Below are 19,266 nucleotides of genomic sequence, written 5' to 3' on the forward strand. Positions count from 1 at the left end.
ATGCAAAGTGAAATTAACGCGAGTGCTCAACAAGCGCGCCTTGATGTGGTTAACGTAGCAGAGTCTCAGGCAAAAGCAGATTTTGTGCTGAGCACCGAAGAGCACGATGCTATTGAGCATGAAAAACACCACTACGAAGATCCGCGTGCCGCTTCGATAGAAGCATTGAAAATCGTACAGAAGCATCGTGGTTGGGTACCGGATGGTGCCATTTACGCGATTGCTGATGTGCTTGGTATTCCCGCTAGTGATGTGGAAGGTGTGGCAACATTCTACAGCCAGATTTACCGTCAACCTGTGGGCCGCCATATTATTCGTTATTGTGACAGCGTGGTTTGTCATATCACCGGTTATCAAGATGTCCAGGCTGCAATTGAAAAACATCTAAATATCTGTCCGGGGCAGACGACGAAAGATGGGCGTTTTACGCTGTTGCCAACCTGTTGTCTGGGTAACTGTGACAAAGGCCCGACGATGATGATCGATGACGATACGCACAGTTCTGTCAGACCTGAAGAGATTGAAAAGTTACTGGAGCAGTATCCATGACAGCATATTCAGGAATAAAAGAAATTATTCGTACTGAGGAAAACCATCCTCTTACTTGGCGATTGCGTGATGACAAACAACCGGTATGGTTGGATGAGTACCGTAGCAAAAATGGTTATCGAGGTGCTGAGAAAGCACTGAAAAGCATGTCTCCAAATGAAGTGGTTTCTCTGGTAAAAGACGCCGGGCTGAAAGGCCGTGGAGGAGCTGGTTTCTCTACTGGTCTGAAATGGAGCCTGATGCCAAAAGATGAAAGCATGAATATCCGTTATCTGTTATGTAACGCAGATGAAATGGAGCCGGGTACCTACAAAGATCGCTTGCTGATGGAACAACTTCCTCATTTGCTGGTGGAAGGGATGTTGATCAGTGCATTTGCCCTGAAAGCTTATCGTGGCTATATCTTCCTGCGTGGTGAATATGTGGAAGCGGCTGTATATCTGCGTAAAGCCATCGAAGAAGCTAAGGCAGCGGGTTTGTTGGGTAAAAACATTATGGGCAGCGGCTTTGATTTTGAGTTGTTTGTTCATACCGGCGCGGGGCGTTATATCTGTGGTGAAGAGACCGCACTGATTAACTCATTGGAAGGTCGCCGAGCGAATCCTCGTTCAAAACCGCCATTTCCAGCCACTTCCGGCGCATGGGGTAAACCTACTTGCGTCAACAACGTTGAAACCTTGTGCAACGTTCCTTCAATTCTCGAATACGGTAAAGAGTGGTATATCGGTTTAAGTGCAGGCAAGAGTAAAGATGCCGGTACCAAACTGATGGGTTTCTCTGGTCGGGTGAAAAATCCGGGCTTGTGGGAACTGCCATTTGGTACGACTGCTCGTGAAATTCTTGAAGATTATGCTGGTGGTATGCGTGACGGTTTGAAATTCAAAGCATGGCAGCCCGGTGGCGCAGGAACTGACTTCCTGACTGCTGAACATCTGGATCTGCCAATGGATTTCGAAAATATTGCTAAAGCGGGCAGCCGTTTGGGCACGGCCTTGGCAATGGCAGTTGACCATGAAATTAATATGGTTTCGTTGACGCGTAATCTCGAAGAATTCTTTGCCCGTGAATCTTGCGGCTGGTGTACTCCATGTCGTGACGGGTTGCCGTGGAGCGTAAAAATCCTGCGTGCAATAGAGCGTGGGGAAGGGCAACCCGGGGATATTGAAACGTTGGAGCAGCTCTGTCGTTTCCTTGGGCCAGGTAATACGTTCTGTGCTCACGCACCAGGGGCCGTGGAACCACTACAGAGTGCCATCAAATATTTCCGTGATGAATTCGAAGCTGGAATTGTGACCAAAGACTATGGGAACACCCATTTCATTGCGGGTATCCAGTCAAACCTGTTAAAGCAGCGTTGGTAATGGGTTCTTCACGAAATTAGCAGAATTTTTGATTAACACTTGCTGAAAAGCAGGTCATTTGGAAGCATGCTGACTATGGCTACGATACATGTAGACGGCAAAAAATATGATGTAGACGGGGCTGATAACCTGTTACAAGCTTGCCTCTCTTTGGGGTTAGATATTCCTTATTTTTGCTGGCATCCAGCGCTTGGAAGCGTTGGCGCTTGCCGCCAGTGTGCGGTGAAGCAATATCAAAATGCGGATGATACGCGCGGTCGTCTGATAATGTCCTGTATGACTCCGGCAACGGATGGCACTTTTATCTCTATTGATGATGAAGAGGCTAAACAGTTCCGTGAGAGTGTGGTTGAGTGGTTGATGACTAACCATCCGCACGATTGCCCGGTATGTGAAGAAGGGGGCAACTGTCACTTACAGGATATGACGGTGATGACCGGTCATACATTCCGTAAATACCGTTTTACTAAGCGTACTCATAACAATCAGGAATTGGGGCCGTTTATTTCTCATGAAATGAACCGCTGTATTGCCTGTTATCGTTGCGTACGTTACTACAAAGATTATGCCGACGGCACTGATTTTGGTGTTTATGGCGCTCACGATAACATCTATTTTGGTCGCCCTGAAAGCGGTACGTTGGAAAGCGAGTTCTCCGGTAACCTGGTAGAAATCTGTCCAACCGGGGTATTTACTGATAAAACCCATTCTGAACGTTATAACCGTAAATGGGATATGCAGTTTGCGCCAAGTATCTGTCAACAGTGTAGCATTGGCTGTAATACCAGCCCGGGGGAGCGTTATGGTGAATTACGCCGTATCGAGAACCGTTATAACGGTACGGTAAACCACTATTTTATGTGTGACCGTGGTCGTTTCGGTTACGGTTATGTCAACCGTAAAGATCGCCCTCGTCAGCCACGGCAATTGCGTGGTGATCATTGGATCTCGCTTAACGCTGAACAGGCCATGCAGGGTGGGGCGGATATTTTGCGTCAGGCCAAAAATGTCATCGGTATCGGTTCTCCACGCGCCAGTCTGGAAAGCAATTTTGCACTACGTGAACTGGTGGGCGCAGAAAACTTCTATAGTGGGATTGCTGCGGCTGAACAACAACGCCTTGATATAATGCTGGAAATTCTGCAACAGGGTGGTGTTTATACACCGTCGCTACGTGAAATTGAAAGCTATGATGCGGTATTGATTTTAGGCGAAGATTTAACGCAAACCGGTGCTCGGATGGCACTGGCGGTTCGTCAGGCTGTGAAAGGTAAAGCCCGCGAAATGGCTGCTGCTCAGAAAGTTGCTGATTGGCAGATTGCCGCTGTGATGAATATTGGTCAGCGTGCCAAATATCCTCTGTTTGTAACCAACGTGGATGATACGCATCTGGATGATATCGCAGCGTGGAATTATCGTGCGCCGGTTGATGATCAGGCTCGTTTTGGTTTTGCAGTCGCTCATGCATTGGATAACACGGCGCCAGCCGTCGAGAATTTGCCTGACGAATTGAGAGCCAAAGTGGATATGGTGGCGCAAGCATTGATTGGCGCTAAGAAACCGTTAATTATCAGCGGCAGTAACGTCGGCAGTGATGCGATTATTCAAGCAGCTGCTAATATTGCCTGGGCACTGAAAGACCGAGGTTCAGATGTCGGTTTGTCGTTTGTTGCAATCTATGCGAATAGTATTGGATTGGCAATGATGGAGGCCCAGCCACTGGATGTTGCTCTGCAACGTATAAGTAGTGGTAAATCTGATACGGCTATTGTGATGGAAAATGATCTCTATCGGCATGCCGCAGCAGATAAGGTAGACGATGCACTGAACAATCTGAAAAACCTGGTTGTGGTTGACCATCAACGCACTGCTATCATGGATAAAGCCCATTTGATTCTGCCAGCTTCCAGCTTTGCAGAAAGTGACGGCACGTTGGTGAATCAGGAGGGTCGGGCCCAGCGTTATTTCCAAGTTTTCGAACCCTCTTTCTATGACAAATCGGTGGTGATGCTGGAGAGTTGGCGTTGGTTGCACTCCTTGCATACAACGTATGCTGAACGTCATTTGGATTGGACGCAGCTTGACCATGTGATTGATGCCTGCGCTGAAGCAATGCCACAGCTTAAAGGCATTGTTGATGCCGCGCCTGATTCGACGTTCCGCATCCGCGGTCAGAGACTGGCTCGTTCACCGCACCGTTACAGTGGTCGTACTGCTATGTTGGCGAATATCAGCGTACATGAGCAACGTCAGCCGCAGGATGTCGATTCGCCATTTGCTTTCTCAATGGAAGGTAACAATAGTCCTAATGCCCATCGTCAGCAGGTGCCATTTGCATGGGCACCGGGCTGGAACTCACCACAGGCTTGGAACAAATTCCAGGCGGAGGTAGGTGGTCATCTGCGCTTTGGCGATCCTGGTGTGCGTCTGATTGAAACCACTGATGGCGGTTTGAACTATTTTGATCAGATTCCGACAGCATTTACTGCACAAAATAACCAATGGACAGTGGCTCCTTACCATCATTTGTTTGGTAGTGAAGAGTTAACTCAACGTTCCGATGTGATTCAGGAACGCATGCCGGAGCCTTATGTGATGCTTAATAGCAAAGATGCGGATCAATTAGGTGTGAAAACGGGTTCTGTTCTGGAGTTTGATTGTTTTGGTCAGCAACTGCGTCTGGCAGTTCGTCTGAGTGAAAATCTTGCTCAAGGGCAGATCGGTTTGCCAATGGGAATGCCGGGTATTCCTCCGGTATTGGCAGGTGTTTCCGTGAATAATCTGCGGGAGGTTGCACAATGAGTTGGTTAACCCCCGAAATTATTGATGTGCTGATCGCTGTTCTGAAGGCAGTGGTGATACTGGTAGTGGTGGTTGTCTGTGGGGCATTGATGAGCTTTGGTGAACGTCGTTTGCTAGGGCTGTTTCAAAACCGTTATGGGCCTAACCGCGTAGGTTGGGGCGGATCGTTACAGATCGTCGCTGACATGATCAAAATGTTCTTCAAAGAGGACTGGGTACCCCGTTTTGCGGACAGAATGATCTTTACCTTGGCACCGGTGATTGGTTTCGTTTCTCTGTTGCTGGCATTTGCCATTGTGCCGATCACGCCGACTTGGATGGCCGCTGATCTGAACATCGGCATTTTGTTCTTCATGATGATGGCGGGTCTGGCTGTCTATGCGGTGCTGTTTGCTGGATGGTCAAGTAACAACAAATACTCGTTACTGGGGGCAATGCGTGCTTCTGCGCAGACACTGAGTTACGAAGTGTTTATTGGCCTCTCTTTTATGGGCGTTGTTGCGCAGGCGGACTCCTTCAATATGGTGGATATCGTCAATGCACAAGAGCATATGTGGAATGTCATTCCTCAGTTCTTTGGTTTTTTGACTTTTGCTATCGCGGGTGTGGCGGTGTGTCACCGTCATCCATTTGACCAGCCGGAAGCAGAACAGGAGCTGGCTGATGGCTATCATATTGAATATTCCGGTATGAAATTCGGTCTGTTCTTCGTTGGTGAATATATCGGTATTGTCACGGTTTCTGCCCTGATTGTGACAATGTTCTTTGGTGGTTGGCATGGTCCGTTCCTGCCGCCGTTTGTCTGGTTTGCGTTGAAAACGGCATTCTTCATGGTGATGTTCATCCTGATACGTGCCTCTTTACCGCGTCCGCGTTATGACCAGGTGATGGCGTTTGGCTGGAAAATCTGTCTACCGCTGACCTTACTTAACCTGCTGGCGACTGCGGCAGTGATTTTGTACAACGCTCAATAAGGGGGGAATGAACCATGACATTGAAAGAGTTAGTGGTTGGTTTTGCCACCCAGGTACGCAGTATTTGGATGATTGGCTTGCATGCCTTTCATAAGCGCGAAACCCAAATGTATCCAGAGGAACCGGTTTATCTGCCACCCCGTTACCGTGGCCGTATTGTGTTGACGCGCGATCCGGACGGTGAAGAGCGTTGTGTTGCCTGTAACCTGTGTGCGGCTGTTTGCCCGGTGGGATGTATCTCACTGCAAAAGGCGGAACATGAAGATGGTCGTTGGTATCCAGAATTTTTCCGCATTAACTTCTCACGTTGTATTTTCTGTGGCTTATGTGAAGAAGCTTGCCCGACTACAGCGATCCAATTAACGCCTGATTTCGAAATGGGGGAATTTAAGCGTCAGGATTTGGTATATGAAAAAGAGGAGCTGACGATTTCAGGTCCGGGTAAATATCCTGATTATAACTTTTACCGTAAGACAGGTGTGGCAATTGACGGCAAATCAAAAGGTGAAGCCGACAATGAAGCGAAACCTATCGACGTTAAAAGCCTGTTGCCGTAAGGAGCGATATTCATGGAATTTACGTTTTATACCGCTGGGCTGATTGCCATATTGGCAACTATCAGGGTAATTACCCATACCAATCCGATACATGCGCTTTTGTATCTGATCGTTTCTCTGCTGGCGCTTTCAGCGGTGTTTTTCTCGCTGGGTGCTTATTTTGCCGGTGCGCTAGAGATCATCGTTTACGCCGGGGCTATTATGGTGCTGTTCGTTTTCGTGGTGATGATGCTTAACCTTGGCAAATCCGTTGTTGAACAGGAGCGTGTTTGGTTGAAACCGCGGACGTGGATTGGTCCGGGAATACTGTCAACAATGCTGCTTGTTGTGCTGGTGTATACCATTATCAATGTTTCTCATGGGGATATTGCCGACAATATCACGGGTGAAGTTGTCAGTGCCAAAGAAGTGGGTATCAGTTTGTTTGGTCCGTATGTATTGGCCGTTGAACTGGCTTCTTTGCTGTTGCTTGCCGGTATGGTGGTGGCGTATCACATTGGCCGTGAACACAAACAGGGTGAAGTGCTCAGCAACCGAAATGCGGAGGAACAACCATGATACCTCTTCAACATGGACTGATTTTGGCGGCAATTCTATTTGTGTTGGGCCTGACCGGGCTCATCATCCGCCGTAATCTGTTGTTTATGTTAATTGGGCTCGAAGTGATGATTAATGCTGCGGCTCTGGCTTTTGTTGTGGTAGGCAGCTATTGGGGCCAGCCAGATGGTCAAGTGATGTTTATTTTGGCTATCAGCTTGGCGGCGGCAGAGGCGAGTATTGGCTTGGCGCTGTTATTGCAGCTCTATCGTCGTCGCCAGAATCTGAATATTGATACAGTCAGTGAGATGCGCGGATGAACTTACTCTATTTAACAATTCTGCTGCCACTGCTGGGATTTTTGCTGTTGGCATTTTCCCGTGGCCGCTGGTCTGAAAATACATCGGCTACCATCGGGATTAGTTCTGTTGGTTTGGCTGCGTTGGTTACCTTATGGGTAGCTATCGATTTCAACAGTCAGAATGGGGCGGGTGATCTGGTTTACAGTCAGAACCTGTGGAACTGGATGGAAGTTGGGAATTTCAGTATTCCGTTCACTCTGGTTCTTGATGGTTTATCGCTTACCATGTTGAGTGTGGTAACGGGTGTTGGTTTCCTGATCCATATGTATGCCTCGTGGTATATGCGTGGTGAAGAGGGCTATTCCCGTTTCTTCGCTTATACCAACCTGTTTATTGCCAGCATGGTGATACTGGTTCTGGCAGATAACATGATGCTGATGTATCTCGGTTGGGAAGGGGTAGGGCTGTGCAGTTATTTGCTGATTGGCTTCTACTATACCAATCCGGCGAATGGTGCCGCAGCAATGAAAGCCTTTGTCGTTACCCGTGTGGGTGACGTCTTCCTGGCTATCGGCATGTTCATTTTGTATGACAATCTGGGAACGTTGAACTTCCGCGAGTTGGCGATTTTAGCTCCACAGCATCTGGAAGCCGGTTCTTCGGTGATTACCTGGGCGACTCTGATGTTATTGGGGGGAGCAGTAGGTAAATCAGCCCAGTTGCCGTTACAAACTTGGTTGGCCGATGCGATGGCCGGTCCAACGCCAGTTTCTGCGTTGATTCATGCTGCAACGATGGTGACCGCCGGGGTTTACTTAGTTGCACGTAGTCACGGCCTATTCTTGATGGCGCCAGAAATCCTGCAACTGGTTGGCACTGTCGGTGCTGTCACGCTGGTGTTGGCAGGTTTTGCCGCGTTAGTACAAACCGATATTAAGCGTGTATTGGCTTACTCAACCATGAGCCAGATTGGTTACATGTTCCTGGCGTTGGGGGTTCAGGCGTGGGATGCAGCAATCTTCCACCTGATGACTCACGCTTTCTTTAAGGCGCTGTTGTTCCTGGCATCGGGTTCCGTCATCTTGGCCTGTCACCACGAACAGAATATTTTCAAAATGGGAGGATTGCGTAAATCCATTCCGTTGGTTTATGCCTGCTTCTTGGTAGGTGGCGCGGCGTTATCAGCGTTGCCAATTGTCACTGCGGGTTTCTACAGTAAAGATGAAATTCTGTGGGGAGCAATGTCACATGGTCATATCAACCTTATGCTAGCTGGTCTGGCGGGTGCATTTATGACCTCTTTGTATACCTTCCGTATGATTTTCATTGTATTCCACGGTGAGGCGAAAACAAAAGCTCATCCTGTTAAAGGTATCACCCATCACCTGCCGTTACTGGTATTGCTGGTGCTTTCCACCTTTGTGGGCGCACTAATTGTGCCACCATTGGCGGGTGTATTGCCGGGAAGCCATGCAACGGATCACACAGGAAAAATGACCTTGGAAGTGGTTTCTGGTGTGATCGCTGTCGCGGGTATTTTGCTGGCAATGGCACTGTATTTGGGTAAACGTCAGTTAGTGAATGGTGTGGCACAAAGTGCTCCGGGGCGTTTCTTCTCCGTATGGTGGTTTAATGCTTGGGGTTTTGATGTTCTCTATGATTGGGTATTTGTTAAGCCGTTCAAGAACATTACACATGTATTGCGAAACGATCCGCTAAATTCATTGATGAATATTCCTGCGGTGTTATCACGCTGGAGTAATAAAGGTCTTAGTCTGAGTGAAAATGGACAGGTCCGTTGGTACGTTGCCTCTATGGGGTTGGGTGCAGTGCTGGTTTTAGCTCTGCTGCTACTGGTTTAATTTAAGGGATACATTGCGCCATGCTATTACCTTGGCTAATTCTTATGCCCTTCATCGGTGGCCTGTTGAGTTGGCAGGCTGAACGCTTCGGTACCCGTGTACCGCGTTGGATCGCGTTAATTTCGATGGGGTTGACTCTGGTGCTCTCTCTGCAACTGTGGTTGCTGGGGGACTATACCTTGGCGAATCCGCAAGGGATCCCTCAATGGCAAGAGGAATTTCTTATGCCATGGATCCCACGTTTTGGTATCAGTATTCACCTTGCTCTGGATGGCTTATCGCTGCTGATGGTGGTGTTGACCGCACTACTGGGGCTGATGGCTATTCTCTGTTCATGGACGGAAAATCAGCCATATCAGGGCTTTTTCCACTTGAACCTGCTGTGGATCTTGGGTGGTGTGATGGGGGTGTTCCTCGCTATCGACATGTTCCTATTCTTCTTCTTCTGGGAAATGATGTTGGTGCCGATGTACTTCTTGATTGCACTGTGGGGGCACCGAGGCTCAGGCGGTAAAACCCGTATCACCGCAGCGACCAAGTTTTTCATTTACACCCAGGCGAGTGGCTTGGTGATGTTAATTGCGATTATGGCGCTGGTACTGGTTCACTATAACGGGACAGGTGAGTGGACATTCAGCTATGGAAAGCTGCTGAATACACCCATGTCACACACCGTTCAATACTTGCTGATGCTCGGTTTCTTCATTGCTTTTGCTGTAAAAATGCCAGTAGTGCCTTTACATGGGTGGTTACCTGATGCGCACAGTCAGGCACCAACAGCGGGTTCTGTTGACCTGGCGGGTATCTTGCTGAAAACCGCAGGTTATGGTCTGTTGCGTTTCGGTTTGCCACTGTTCCCGGAAGCTTCTCATGAGTTTACTCCCATTGCGATGTGGTTCGGTGTGCTTGGGATCTTCTATGGCGCATGGATGGCATTCAGCCAGACAGATATCAAACGCTTGATTGCTTATACCAGTATCTCTCATATGGGGTTTGTGTTAATCGCGATCTATTCTGGCAGCCAGCTTGCTTACCAAGGGGCAATTATTCAGATGATTGCTCATGGTCTGTCAGCCGCAGGTCTGTTTATTCTCTGTGGGCAGCTTTATGAGCGCTTACATACCCGTGATATGAATCTTATGGGTGGTTTGTGGAAACGTGTGCAGTTCCTGCCTGCGTTATCGCTCGCTTTTGCTGTGGCGACACTAGGGATGCCGGGGACCGGTAACTTCGTCGGTGAATTTATGATCCTGTTTGGTAGTTTTAGTGAATTTCCGTTAATTATAACGATTTCTGTGTTTGGTCTGGTCTTCGCCTCTGTCTATGCCCTGTATATGATGCAGCGTGCTTACTACGGTGAATCAAAATCAGATGAACCACTAAGACGAATGGATATGCGAGAAGTATCCATTGTAATGGTGCTGTTGATATTACTGGTGGTGATGGGTTTCTACCCACAACCTATCCTTGATACTTCAGCGGCAGCGATGGATAACATCCAGACCTGGTATTCAGCTTCAATTTCAACTACAAGGCCGTAATTCGCCATGACAATAACTCCTCAACAACTGATCGCGCTGTTACCGCTGTTGATCGTCGGATTGACGGTAGTCGTTGTGATGCTGTCCATTGCGTGGCGACGCGATCACTTTATTAATACCACTCTGACCGTGATAGGTTTGAATCTGGCCCTGCTGTCTCTCTATTTTGTCGGACAGCAAGAAGCGATGGATGTCACTCCACTGGTTCATGTGGATCGCTATGCTATGCTCTATATCGGTCTCGTACTGGTTGCAAGCTTAGCAACGACGACTTTCGCCTATTCCTGGCTAGAAAATTACCCAGATAACAAAGAAGAGTTCTATTTACTGGTGCTGATTGCGACAGTGGGCGGGATTCTTCTGGCGTGTGCAAACCACTTAGCATCATTGTTTATCGGTATTGAGTTATTAACTTTACCGCTGTTTGGTTTGATTGGTTATGCATATCGTCAGAAACGCTCTCTGGAAGCGGCTATCAAGTATATGCTTCTGTCTGCGGCAGCCTCTTCTTTCATGCTGTTTGGTATAGCGTTGTTATATGCGGAATCAGGCGATCTCTCTTTTGCCGCACTGGGGCATCGTTTGTCTGACAGCTATATCTATCAACCTTTGATACTGTCAGGCTTGGGTATGCTGGTTGTTGGCCTTGGCTTCAAATTATCACTGGTACCTTTCCATCTCTGGACACCGGATGTTTATCAGGGAGCGCCTGCTCCGGTCTCCACCTTTCTGGCAACCGCCAGTAAGATAGCGATTTTCGCAGTAGTAGTGCGTTTGTTTGTTGAAGCACCAATGGCGGATAGTGAAGCACTGCGTACGGTATTAACCGTTATTGCAATTGCTTCTATGCTGTTCGGTAACTTGATGGCGCTGACCCAGACAAATATCAAACGGCTGCTTGGTTACTCTTCTATTGCTCACCTGGGTTATCTGCTGGTGGCACTGGTGGCGGTACAGAACCACCAGCTTTCAGAAGAAACGGTCGGTATCTATCTGGCAGGTTATCTGTTTAGCAGTATTGGTGCATTTGGCGTTGTTAGCCTCATGTCCAGCCCATATAAAGGGCCGGATGCAGATTCCCTCTACTCATACCGTGGCCTGTTTTGGCATAAACCTATTCTGTCTGCGGTGATGACGGTGATGATGTTGTCACTGGCGGGGATCCCAATGACGTTCGGTTTTATTGGTAAGTTTTACGTCATTGTGTTGGGTGTGAAAGCGGAATTGTGGTGGCTGACGGGTGCCGTGGTGGTGGGTAGTGCTATCGGTCTGTATTACTATTTACGGGTCATGGTCAGTTTGTACCTGCCTGCGCCGAAAGCGCTTAATCGTGACACACCAAGGAACTGGGCATCGACTGCCGGCGGGATGGTTGTTCTGATTTCCGCATTATTGGTATTAGCGCTAGGTATCTGGCCTCAACCGTTGATTGATGTGATACAGCAGGCGAAAATTATTCTCTAAATAGCCAGTTGGTTGTTACCCATTATTTGGAATATAAAAACCCGGTAAGATTATCCTTACCGGGTTATTGCAAGTTTTATTTCAGCAGAATCCCGCTGTATTGCGATTCCAGATTATCAAGGTAGGCTAGCTGATCGTGTATGAGCTTAGCCAGGTTTTGCTGACGGGTTTGATCATCTATGGTCTCCTGTAATTGATTGGCAAAGATGCTCCATACTTGCTCCAGTTTAGTTGCCTGGAGTAATAGGGTAGTGCGTTCTTTGTCGATTTGATGCACATCAGCTATACCGGCAATCCGTTGTTCTACGCCTTTTAACTGGATATTTAAGTCGTCGCCATCTTTGGTTAATTGAGCGATTTGTTGATCCAATTTGATCCTGGCATCAGCTAGCTCAACATATTTTAGTCCTGTGGAGATATTGCTCAGAATCTTTTTGGTGATTTCAATTCCTTGTTTGATTGCTTGTTTGATAAGTTCTTTTTTAGGGCTAGCCAGATTCAGTTTGTCCAGTTCACTGAGGTTGGGAATATAGTCCTTAAACATATCGGCCAGATTATATTGACGGATAATGTTTTGACTTTCGATGAGCTTATCGCGATCTGGGATTAATTTGGCCTTATCTTGCTCTTTCTGCGTGATATCAGCTTGCAGTTCTTCTTTTCTTTCCTGCTCTTCTTTCAGGCGCTCTTCCAGACGTTCTAAAATAACGACATTCCGAACATCAGCAATTTTGCTGGTCATTATGTTAGCTTCTGCGTGTAAGTTGGAAATGACGTTTTTAACATCTTTGTTCAAATTGCGTACTTGTTCTGAACGTGCATCTAACAAGGTATTACGAGTCTCGTCATCCAATTCTGAATTTTCCAGAGCAGTATCAATTTCGATGATGGTCTGGAAATAGTCTTGAGGCGGGAGTTGTCTCAGGACAGTTTGTAGTTGAGGTACAGAGGCGCGAGCGGCTTCATCGATATCACGACTGTATAAGCTTATCCGCAGAGTTTTGTCCTGGATGATTTCAATGCCTGATTTTTGTTGGTGCGTTAAACGCCAGATATTTTTCACCGCCTGACTCAAAGTTTTTACACTAATTTCTGGATAAGTGATAGTTTTCTGAGGGAAAGTAATGACTTCAGTCATTTTAAGACTCCTTTTTTCTATAATCCTATGTAATACGGGGAACGATTAGTTATAGCGATGTTTGTATTCTTTCAATGCTTCATCGAAAACCTTGACTAATTGTTTAGCGGAACCTTCCACCTCTTTCCAAGGGTTTATGACTTGCTGGAATTTAGTTATAAAAGAGGTCAGGTTCAGTGCATCATTAATTTGGGTGAATTTATCTTTAGAAGCATTGATCTGGGTCAGCATGGATTGCCACATGTAATCTAAATGGTTCAGAGCCACTTCTGCATCCAATAAGCGGGTATCAATGTCGCTAAAATCAAGGGATAAACTAGTAATAGATTTTTGTAATGCGCGTTTACCTTTGATGCTCTCTTCCAGGCTGCGTACTTCTTCGATCAGCATGTTTTTACGTTTTCGTACTTCTTCTGCCTTGGAACCAAAAATGCCGCCAGTAATAGCGAGGCCGATCAGTCCCGCTGCGATACCGGAGAAAGCCAAGCCTACGAATTTATCGTAGTCTTTCTTGAGTTGGACAATTTCCTCTTTTTTCTCAATGATCTTATCGTCCAGATCTTCGATGCTGACTGACATCTTATAGTCTTTCATCAGCTTTCGCTTATTTTCGACTTGTGGTTGTAAACCTAGAGCAATGCTGCCGTTTGACAATCTGCCGCCAATCAGCTTTAGCTTGAAATCGGATACTTCGGTTTTGACTTTTTCTGTTTTCTCACGCTGTTTTTTAATATCATTTTTTATGGTGTCAAGGATTTCCTCTAGAGCAGATGATACTTCTCTGTCTTCATGGGTGTAGGTGATCTGGGCGAGTTGTCTCTCCGATATTTCTCCTAGTCTCATTTTTATGCGTGTGATAATTGGCATTTCATTAATGATGCTAATGATGTTTTCACCCGTTTCGGTGATTTGTTGGCCAATAATTTCTAGGTCTATGCTCTGTTGCAGAATATCGTTTTCCACATCGCTCCAGCTAAACGAGTGAGTGCGGATTTCTTCAAACAAAGTGTGAATATCTTCTGGTTCTAATCCGGCGATATTGATCTTTTGGTAACCCAAGTAGCTTTTTACTTCCTCAAGATTAAAAGGGAGTGATAGACCTTTTTTAACATACAGTTTGATATTAATCAGGTCTTCTTTGGTAAATATTCCTCCGGGGCGTGCAACACCTTCTTGTTTACCAGTCAGTAATTGCAAGGTAGCCGAGGGAATATCTGTTTCGTTCAGTGTTTTTTCCGCTGGAAGTTGAGCTAATAACATATATTTCTCCATTAATGGTTCTTGCTTTATTAAAAAATCATTAAATACATCAAGGCATAACCGAACGTTATAATACTCATGTTGTTAAATTAACGTTGTGTTTTTTATTGAATAATCTGAATTAAAAATACATATATTTGCATGATTAATTGTTGTAAAAACAGTTTAATTCATGAGTTTTATTAAATAATTGTCTACATTTTTATCAGTCTTAAATGAAATTATTTATGATTTTTGTATATCTGATATATGAAATTAAATAGTATGAATTTTTATTATTTTAATAATTAAATGTAAAATAAATCCTTTGTCTTTATTGTTCATATAGTTTGAAATTTCATTTTTTAATTGACATTAAGATGATAAATATAAAATATTTTAATGTTATTTTTATAAAATACATTTTAAAACAATCGGTTATGTTGGTTGCATGATGTGGAGATTATATGATTTCTATATTATTGATTTAAAAGATAGGTAATGTGATTTTTTTATCAAGAATAAGTTGGATGTTTTTTGCTTTGTTATTTATGGTATATTAAAAAACAGATGGAATAGCATTCTATTCTCCTTATGTCATTGAATAAATTTTTTGTTATTTTTAGATCTATATTTTAATTAAAGTCTTAATTGTTTATATGATGGTTTAAATTAACAGATAAGAAGGATTTTTTTATAATTATATTTAGTTATTATGGAAGTGACATCTGTTTTTTATAGGGCGATTTTTTTAGAATAATAAATATTTGTTCCGTTGTTTATAATAACGGTATTTATTTAGTAAATTTTCCGTAGTAAATAAAAGAGTCGTTTTTGTATAAATTGCATCGTGAAAATTGATTATGCTAATGAACTTAATATTTGTTATCGGAATGGCTGAGTCTCTGATTTAGCCTGTTTCAGTATTGGGATAAGAGCATATCACTAACGGAATCGAACAAGCATAAAGACATAAATAATCAGGGCTTTAATTATTATTAATGCCCCGTATAATCCTACTTTTTATCATGTCTTTTGGGGCAGAAGTGGTGAATCAAATTGCTAATGTTGTCGCTGATGTATGTAAAACACTGAATAATAAACAAGTTAGCGAAGTTGGTATCCAACAGATTTCATTTCCTCTGCCAGCAGATTGCAGCACTTACTGGTTGGAATGGCTGGCAGCGCAGTCTCATTATCCGCAGTTCTATTGGCATCACAGAGAGGGCCATGAAGAAGTCGCTGCTTGTGGGCAAATCCATCTTTTCAGTGATATCGCTTTAGCCGAAAACTTTTTGCAGAGAAACCGTCAGTTTCCACAGATGTGGATCTGGGGGCTGAATGCTTGGGATCGGATTCAACCAGCTCGTATTACGCAATCAGAAGCAGGGGAAACGAGTTATCTGTTTTTGCCCCGTATCGAATTACGCCGCTGCCGTGATGAAAGCTGGTTGTATCTGAATATAGCTGGTCCGCAGGATGTAAGGAATGCACAGGAATTTCTGCAACAATTAGTTCCGCACCAGGAATTCTCTGCGTTACAGGCGGTGGTAGTGAATGCGGAGGATATGCCGGAACGCGCCCGGTGGAGTGATTTGATTGAGCAGGCTTTGGACTCTATTACCCATCGTAAGATGGAGAAGGTAGTGATGGCGCGTAAGACGCAACTAGAACTGAGTGAATCTTTAGCGGCTGCACAGTTTATGGCCGCGAGTCGCCAGATAAATCACTGTTGTTATCATTTTATGCTAGCTTTTAATCAGCATGAGGCATTTTTGGCGTCTTCACCAGAACGGCTTTACCACCGTAAGCAGACTCAGCTTTATACAGAGGCGCTGGCGGGGACGGTTGCTAATTCTGATGATGCTCAGCAAGCCGAAAAATTGGGGCAATGGTTGCTAGGTGATAAAAAAAATCAGCATGAAAACTTGCTAGTTGTTGATGATATTTGCCAGCGTCTTCAAGGCGCAGTGGTTTCTGTCGATGTTGCTCCGCCAGATGTGATTCGTTTGCGAAAGGTTCAGCATTTGCGCCGCCGAATTCAGGGAAAACTAAAGAGTGCCAGTGATAGTGACTGCTTGCATCGTTTACAACCAACGGCCGCTGTTGCTGGATTACCTCGTGAAGCGGCGCGTGATTTTATTCGTGATAGCGAGTTATTCAGTCGTGATTGGTACGCCGGGTCCGCAGGATATCTTTCCTGTGAGCAGAGTGAGTTTGCGGTTTCACTACGTTGCGCACAAATTAACAACAATTTACTTTCACTGTATGCCGGTGCGGGGATTGTGATGGGGTCTGATCCACAACAAGAGTGGATAGAGATAGAGAATAAAGCTGCCGGGTTGCGCACTTTACTGAAAGGTGAATGAAAACAATCTCCGATTAAATGGCAATTCATTGAACTAGGATAAAGAAATAATTATCGGTGCCGTTAGGCTAATAGCCAGCATTTATAGAAATTCTTTGAGTAAAATATGTCAAACAGCGCATTTAACCGCCGCTGGGCGGAACTTTTATTGGAAGCACTTACTCGCCACGGATTACGTCATGTTTGCATTGCGCCCGGTTCACGCTCCACGCCTTTGACAATAGCTGCCGCAGCAAATAACAAACTGATTTGTCATACTCATTTTGACGAACGCGGATTAGGACATCTGGCACTGGGATTATCCAAAGCAAGCAGAGAGCCGGTTGCCGTTATCGTTACTTCTGGAACCGCAGTGGCAAATCTCTATCCTTCATTAATTGAAGCCAGTTTAACGGGTGAACGAATGGTTTTCCTTACCGCTGATCGGCCTCCAGAATTGATGGATTGTGGTGCGAGTCAGGCTATTCGTCAAAATGGTATTTTTGCTTCTCATCCATGCCAAACAATTTCTTTGCCAAGACCGACCGTAGATATACCGGCAAGCTGGCTGGCTTCTGTCATAGATCATAGTATGGCGAATTTGCGGCATGGGGCCTTGCATATTAATTGCCCATTTGCCGAACCATTATATGGCAATGAAGCGCCTGCTTATGATGAGTGGCAGCAGCAGTTAGGCGATTGGTGGAAAAGTAAAACACCTTGGTTAAGCCAGCCAGTAGCTAATGTTGTGGCAGAAGTAGCGGATTGGGACTGTTGGCAACAGAAAAAAGGCGTTGTATTGGCTGGTCGAATGAGTGCCGAAGAGGGCGTTAATGTTGCTAAATGGGCAAAGGCATTGGGCTGGCCGTTGATTGGCAATGTGCTTTCACAAACTGGGCAGCCATTGCCTTGTGCCGATTTATGGTTGGATAATCCTCATGTGCAGGAGATTTTAGCGCAAGCACAACTGGTAGTGCAGTTTGGTTCCAGCCTGATAGGGAAACGCTTGTTACAGTGGCAGGCGAAATGCCAGCCGCAGGAGTTTTGGATTATTGATCCGATACCAGGCCGGCTTGATCCTGCCAATCATCGTGGCAAAAAATTGACCTGTCATATTGCTGACTGGTTACTGGCTCATCCGGCACAGCCGCGTATACCGTGGGCACAATCGTGTACATTGTGGGCAGAAGAGCTCAAAGTCTGGTCAGAAAAAGCAGTTAACTGTGTCAGAACTGAATTGGCTGGGAAATTTGGTGAAGCAACGGTGGCCTATCGATTGTGTGAATTACTGCCTGAACGCGGGCAGCTGTTTGTCGGTAACAGCCTGATTATTCGTTTGATCGATGCACTGGGGCAATTACCTGCGGGATATCCGGTTTACAGTAACCGGGGTGCTAGCGGCATTGATGGGTTAATTTCCACTGCGGCAGGTGTGCAACGGGCAACGGCAAAGCCCACTTTGGCTGTTATCGGTGATTTATCGGCGCTTTATGATCTCAATAGCTTGGCTCTATTGCGTCATCCTTCCGCTCCAATGGTATTAATTGTGGTAAATAATAACGGCGGGCAGATTTTCTCTTTACTACCCACTCAGGAAGAAGCAAGGCAGCGTTTTTATTGTATGCCTCAATACGTTAATTTTGATCATGCTGCGGCGATGTTCGGCTTGAAATATGCCAGCCCACAAAATTGGATGGAATTGCAACAAGGTATTGAACAGGCATGGCAACAAAATGAAACCACACTGATTGAGCTAAAAGTGCCGGATAGAGAAGGGGCTGAGTGTTTGCAACAACTGTTAAAACAGGTGGCTATGTTGTGAGCCTCGCTTGTCGTAAGTTTAACGGTCACAATGACCGTCCGTGGCTGGTTTGGTTGCATGGATTATTGGGCTGTGGTGATGAATGGTTGCCATTAGTGAATCTGTGTGCTCAGCATCCTTCATTGGTTATCGATCTACCTGGTCACGGTGATTCCACTGACGTGCGGGTAAAAGATCTTCTGGAGATGAGTTGTCTTTTATCTGAAACATTAGCAGAACAGCAAATTAGTAAATACTGGCTGATTGGCTACTCCTTAGGGGGCCGTATTGCTATGTATCATGCCTGTTATGGTGATAATCAGGGATTATGCGGATTGCTGGTTGAAGGGGGAAATCCTGGGTTATTTTCCCAACAGGAGCGGAATAATCGTCTCGAACACGATAGAAATTGGGCCGGACGTTTTCGTTCTCAGCCGATTGAACAGGTTTTATCTGATTGGTATCAGCAGCCGGTTTTTTCTGATTTATTACCTGCACAGCGTCAGCAACTGATCAAAGTACGCCGTCATAATAATGGCAATGGTGTGGCTAATATGCTGGAAAATACTTCACTTGGACATCAACCTTGGTTAGTACCGGTATTGCAACAACTGGCGTTACCTTTTGTTTATCTGTGTGGCGAAAATGATAAGAAATTCCAACAATTGGCAAAACGTTGCGCTTTGCCGCTGCAAACTATTCCACATGTTGGGCATAATGCTCACCGAGCGGACACGGCGGCGTTTGTTGCGGTAGTAAACCATTTTTTATCACTCTTTAATGTATAGGAAT

General features: G+C 45.5%; 15 protein-coding genes. 13 read left to right on the forward strand and 2 right to left on the reverse strand.

The annotated features are described in order from the left end of the window. From nuoE to nuoN, 10 genes are all read left to right on the forward strand, one after another. The gene (gene nuoE / locus AAC155_RS12560) at positions 1–549 is read left to right on the forward strand and encodes an NADH-quinone oxidoreductase subunit NuoE (RefSeq protein ID WP_112877600.1); all 549 of its coding nucleotides are present in this window, start codon (positions 1–3) and stop codon (positions 547–549) included. Further along, positions 546–1,910 carry an NADH-quinone oxidoreductase subunit NuoF gene (nuoF, locus tag AAC155_RS12565; RefSeq protein WP_113042493.1) on the forward strand — a complete coding sequence of 455 codons (1,365 nt, stop codon included), beginning with the start codon at positions 546–548 and terminating at the stop codon, positions 1,908–1,910. Before nuoE ends, nuoF begins: the two co-directional genes overlap by 4 nt. Positions 1,911–1,985: 75 nt before the next feature. Further along, positions 1,986–4,712 (forward strand): NADH-quinone oxidoreductase subunit NuoG, encoded by a 2,727-nt coding sequence (gene nuoG / locus AAC155_RS12570; protein WP_113042582.1) that lies wholly within the window; start codon positions 1,986–1,988, stop codon positions 4,710–4,712. Further along, positions 4,709–5,686: an NADH-quinone oxidoreductase subunit NuoH gene (nuoH, locus tag AAC155_RS12575; protein WP_011147300.1), complete on the forward strand. Its 978-nt coding sequence runs from the start codon at positions 4,709–4,711 to the stop codon at positions 5,684–5,686. Before nuoG ends, nuoH begins: the two co-directional genes overlap by 4 nt. Positions 5,687–5,700: 14 nt before the next feature. Next, positions 5,701–6,243, forward strand: a complete 543-nt coding sequence (gene nuoI / locus AAC155_RS12580) for an NADH-quinone oxidoreductase subunit NuoI (protein ID WP_011147299.1) — start codon at positions 5,701–5,703, stop codon at positions 6,241–6,243. A gap of 12 nt (positions 6,244–6,255) precedes the next feature. Continuing rightward, positions 6,256–6,801 carry an NADH-quinone oxidoreductase subunit J gene (gene nuoJ, locus AAC155_RS12585; RefSeq protein WP_011147298.1) on the forward strand — a complete coding sequence of 182 codons (546 nt, stop codon included), beginning with the start codon at positions 6,256–6,258 and terminating at the stop codon, positions 6,799–6,801. Further along, entirely contained in the window at positions 6,798–7,100 is a 303-nt protein-coding gene (nuoK, locus tag AAC155_RS12590) for an NADH-quinone oxidoreductase subunit NuoK (RefSeq protein ID WP_011147297.1), read from the forward strand. The genes nuoJ and nuoK overlap by 4 nt, the downstream gene beginning before the upstream one ends. After that, complete coding sequence (gene nuoL / locus AAC155_RS12595) at positions 7,097–8,944, forward strand: NADH-quinone oxidoreductase subunit L (RefSeq protein WP_113042495.1); 1,848 nt, start codon at positions 7,097–7,099, stop codon at positions 8,942–8,944. Before nuoK ends, nuoL begins: the two co-directional genes overlap by 4 nt. 20 nt (positions 8,945–8,964) lie before the next feature. Then, the gene (gene nuoM, locus AAC155_RS12600; protein WP_113042497.1) at positions 8,965–10,485 is read left to right on the forward strand and encodes an NADH-quinone oxidoreductase subunit M; all 1,521 of its coding nucleotides are present in this window, start codon (positions 8,965–8,967) and stop codon (positions 10,483–10,485) included. A gap of 6 nt (positions 10,486–10,491) precedes the next feature. Continuing rightward, positions 10,492–11,949 carry an NADH-quinone oxidoreductase subunit NuoN gene (nuoN, locus tag AAC155_RS12605; protein ID WP_113042499.1) on the forward strand — a complete coding sequence of 486 codons (1,458 nt, stop codon included), beginning with the start codon at positions 10,492–10,494 and terminating at the stop codon, positions 11,947–11,949. A gap of 76 nt (positions 11,950–12,025) precedes the next feature. Here the strand turns inward: nuoN and AAC155_RS12610 are convergent, their stop codons facing one another. Beyond that, on the reverse strand, positions 12,026–13,087 hold the full coding sequence (locus AAC155_RS12610; RefSeq protein WP_113042501.1) for an alpha-xenorhabdolysin family binary toxin subunit B: 1,062 nt from the start codon (positions 13,085–13,087) through the stop codon (positions 12,026–12,028). Positions 13,088–13,132: 45 nt separating this feature from the next. Then, a complete protein-coding gene (locus AAC155_RS12615) occupies positions 13,133–14,359 on the reverse strand; it encodes an alpha-xenorhabdolysin family binary toxin subunit A (RefSeq protein ID WP_113042503.1) in 1,227 nt (408 codons plus the stop codon). Between the two features lie 1,016 nt (positions 14,360–15,375). Between AAC155_RS12615 and menF the strand changes: the two genes are divergently transcribed. From menF to menH, 3 genes are all read left to right on the forward strand, one after another. Beyond that, positions 15,376–16,695, forward strand: a complete 1,320-nt coding sequence (menF, locus tag AAC155_RS12620) for an isochorismate synthase MenF (RefSeq protein ID WP_113042583.1) — start codon at positions 15,376–15,378, stop codon at positions 16,693–16,695. 105 nt (positions 16,696–16,800) lie between these two features. Then, positions 16,801–18,495 (forward strand): 2-succinyl-5-enolpyruvyl-6-hydroxy-3-cyclohexene-1-carboxylic-acid synthase, encoded by a 1,695-nt coding sequence (menD, locus tag AAC155_RS12625; protein ID WP_113042505.1) that lies wholly within the window; start codon positions 16,801–16,803, stop codon positions 18,493–18,495. Beyond that, positions 18,492–19,262: a 2-succinyl-6-hydroxy-2,4-cyclohexadiene-1-carboxylate synthase gene (gene menH / locus AAC155_RS12630; protein ID WP_113042585.1), complete on the forward strand. Its 771-nt coding sequence runs from the start codon at positions 18,492–18,494 to the stop codon at positions 19,260–19,262. Before menD ends, menH begins: the two co-directional genes overlap by 4 nt. The last annotated feature ends 4 nt before the right edge of the window (positions 19,263–19,266 follow it).

The organism is Photorhabdus sp. HUG-39 (assembly GCF_963878365.1).
Classification (GTDB): domain Bacteria; phylum Pseudomonadota; class Gammaproteobacteria; order Enterobacterales; family Enterobacteriaceae; genus Photorhabdus; species Photorhabdus kayaii.

What these genes read in the sequence shown, in the direction of transcription:
- nuoE (WP_112877600.1), top strand. Translation starts at nt 1, where the DNA reads ATGCAAAGTGAAATTAACGCGAGTGCTCAACAAGCGCGCCTTGATGTG.
- nuoF (WP_113042493.1), top strand. Translation starts at nt 546, where the DNA reads ATGACAGCATATTCAGGAATAAAAGAAATTATTCGTACTGAGGAAAAC.
- nuoG (WP_113042582.1), top strand. Translation starts at nt 1,986, where the DNA reads ATGGCTACGATACATGTAGACGGCAAAAAATATGATGTAGACGGGGCT.
- nuoH (WP_011147300.1), top strand. Translation starts at nt 4,709, where the DNA reads ATGAGTTGGTTAACCCCCGAAATTATTGATGTGCTGATCGCTGTTCTG.
- nuoI (WP_011147299.1), top strand. Translation starts at nt 5,701, where the DNA reads ATGACATTGAAAGAGTTAGTGGTTGGTTTTGCCACCCAGGTACGCAGT.
- nuoJ (WP_011147298.1), top strand. Translation starts at nt 6,256, where the DNA reads ATGGAATTTACGTTTTATACCGCTGGGCTGATTGCCATATTGGCAACT.
- nuoK (WP_011147297.1), top strand. Translation starts at nt 6,798, where the DNA reads ATGATACCTCTTCAACATGGACTGATTTTGGCGGCAATTCTATTTGTG.
- nuoL (WP_113042495.1), top strand. Translation starts at nt 7,097, where the DNA reads ATGAACTTACTCTATTTAACAATTCTGCTGCCACTGCTGGGATTTTTG.
- nuoM (WP_113042497.1), top strand. Translation starts at nt 8,965, where the DNA reads ATGCTATTACCTTGGCTAATTCTTATGCCCTTCATCGGTGGCCTGTTG.
- nuoN (WP_113042499.1), top strand. Translation starts at nt 10,492, where the DNA reads ATGACAATAACTCCTCAACAACTGATCGCGCTGTTACCGCTGTTGATC.
- AAC155_RS12610 (WP_113042501.1), bottom strand. Translation starts at nt 13,087, where the DNA reads ATGACTGAAGTCATTACTTTCCCTCAGAAAACTATCACTTATCCAGAA.
- AAC155_RS12615 (WP_113042503.1), bottom strand. Translation starts at nt 14,359, where the DNA reads ATGGAGAAATATATGTTATTAGCTCAACTTCCAGCGGAAAAAACACTG.
- menD (WP_113042505.1), top strand. Translation starts at nt 16,801, where the DNA reads ATGTCAAACAGCGCATTTAACCGCCGCTGGGCGGAACTTTTATTGGAA.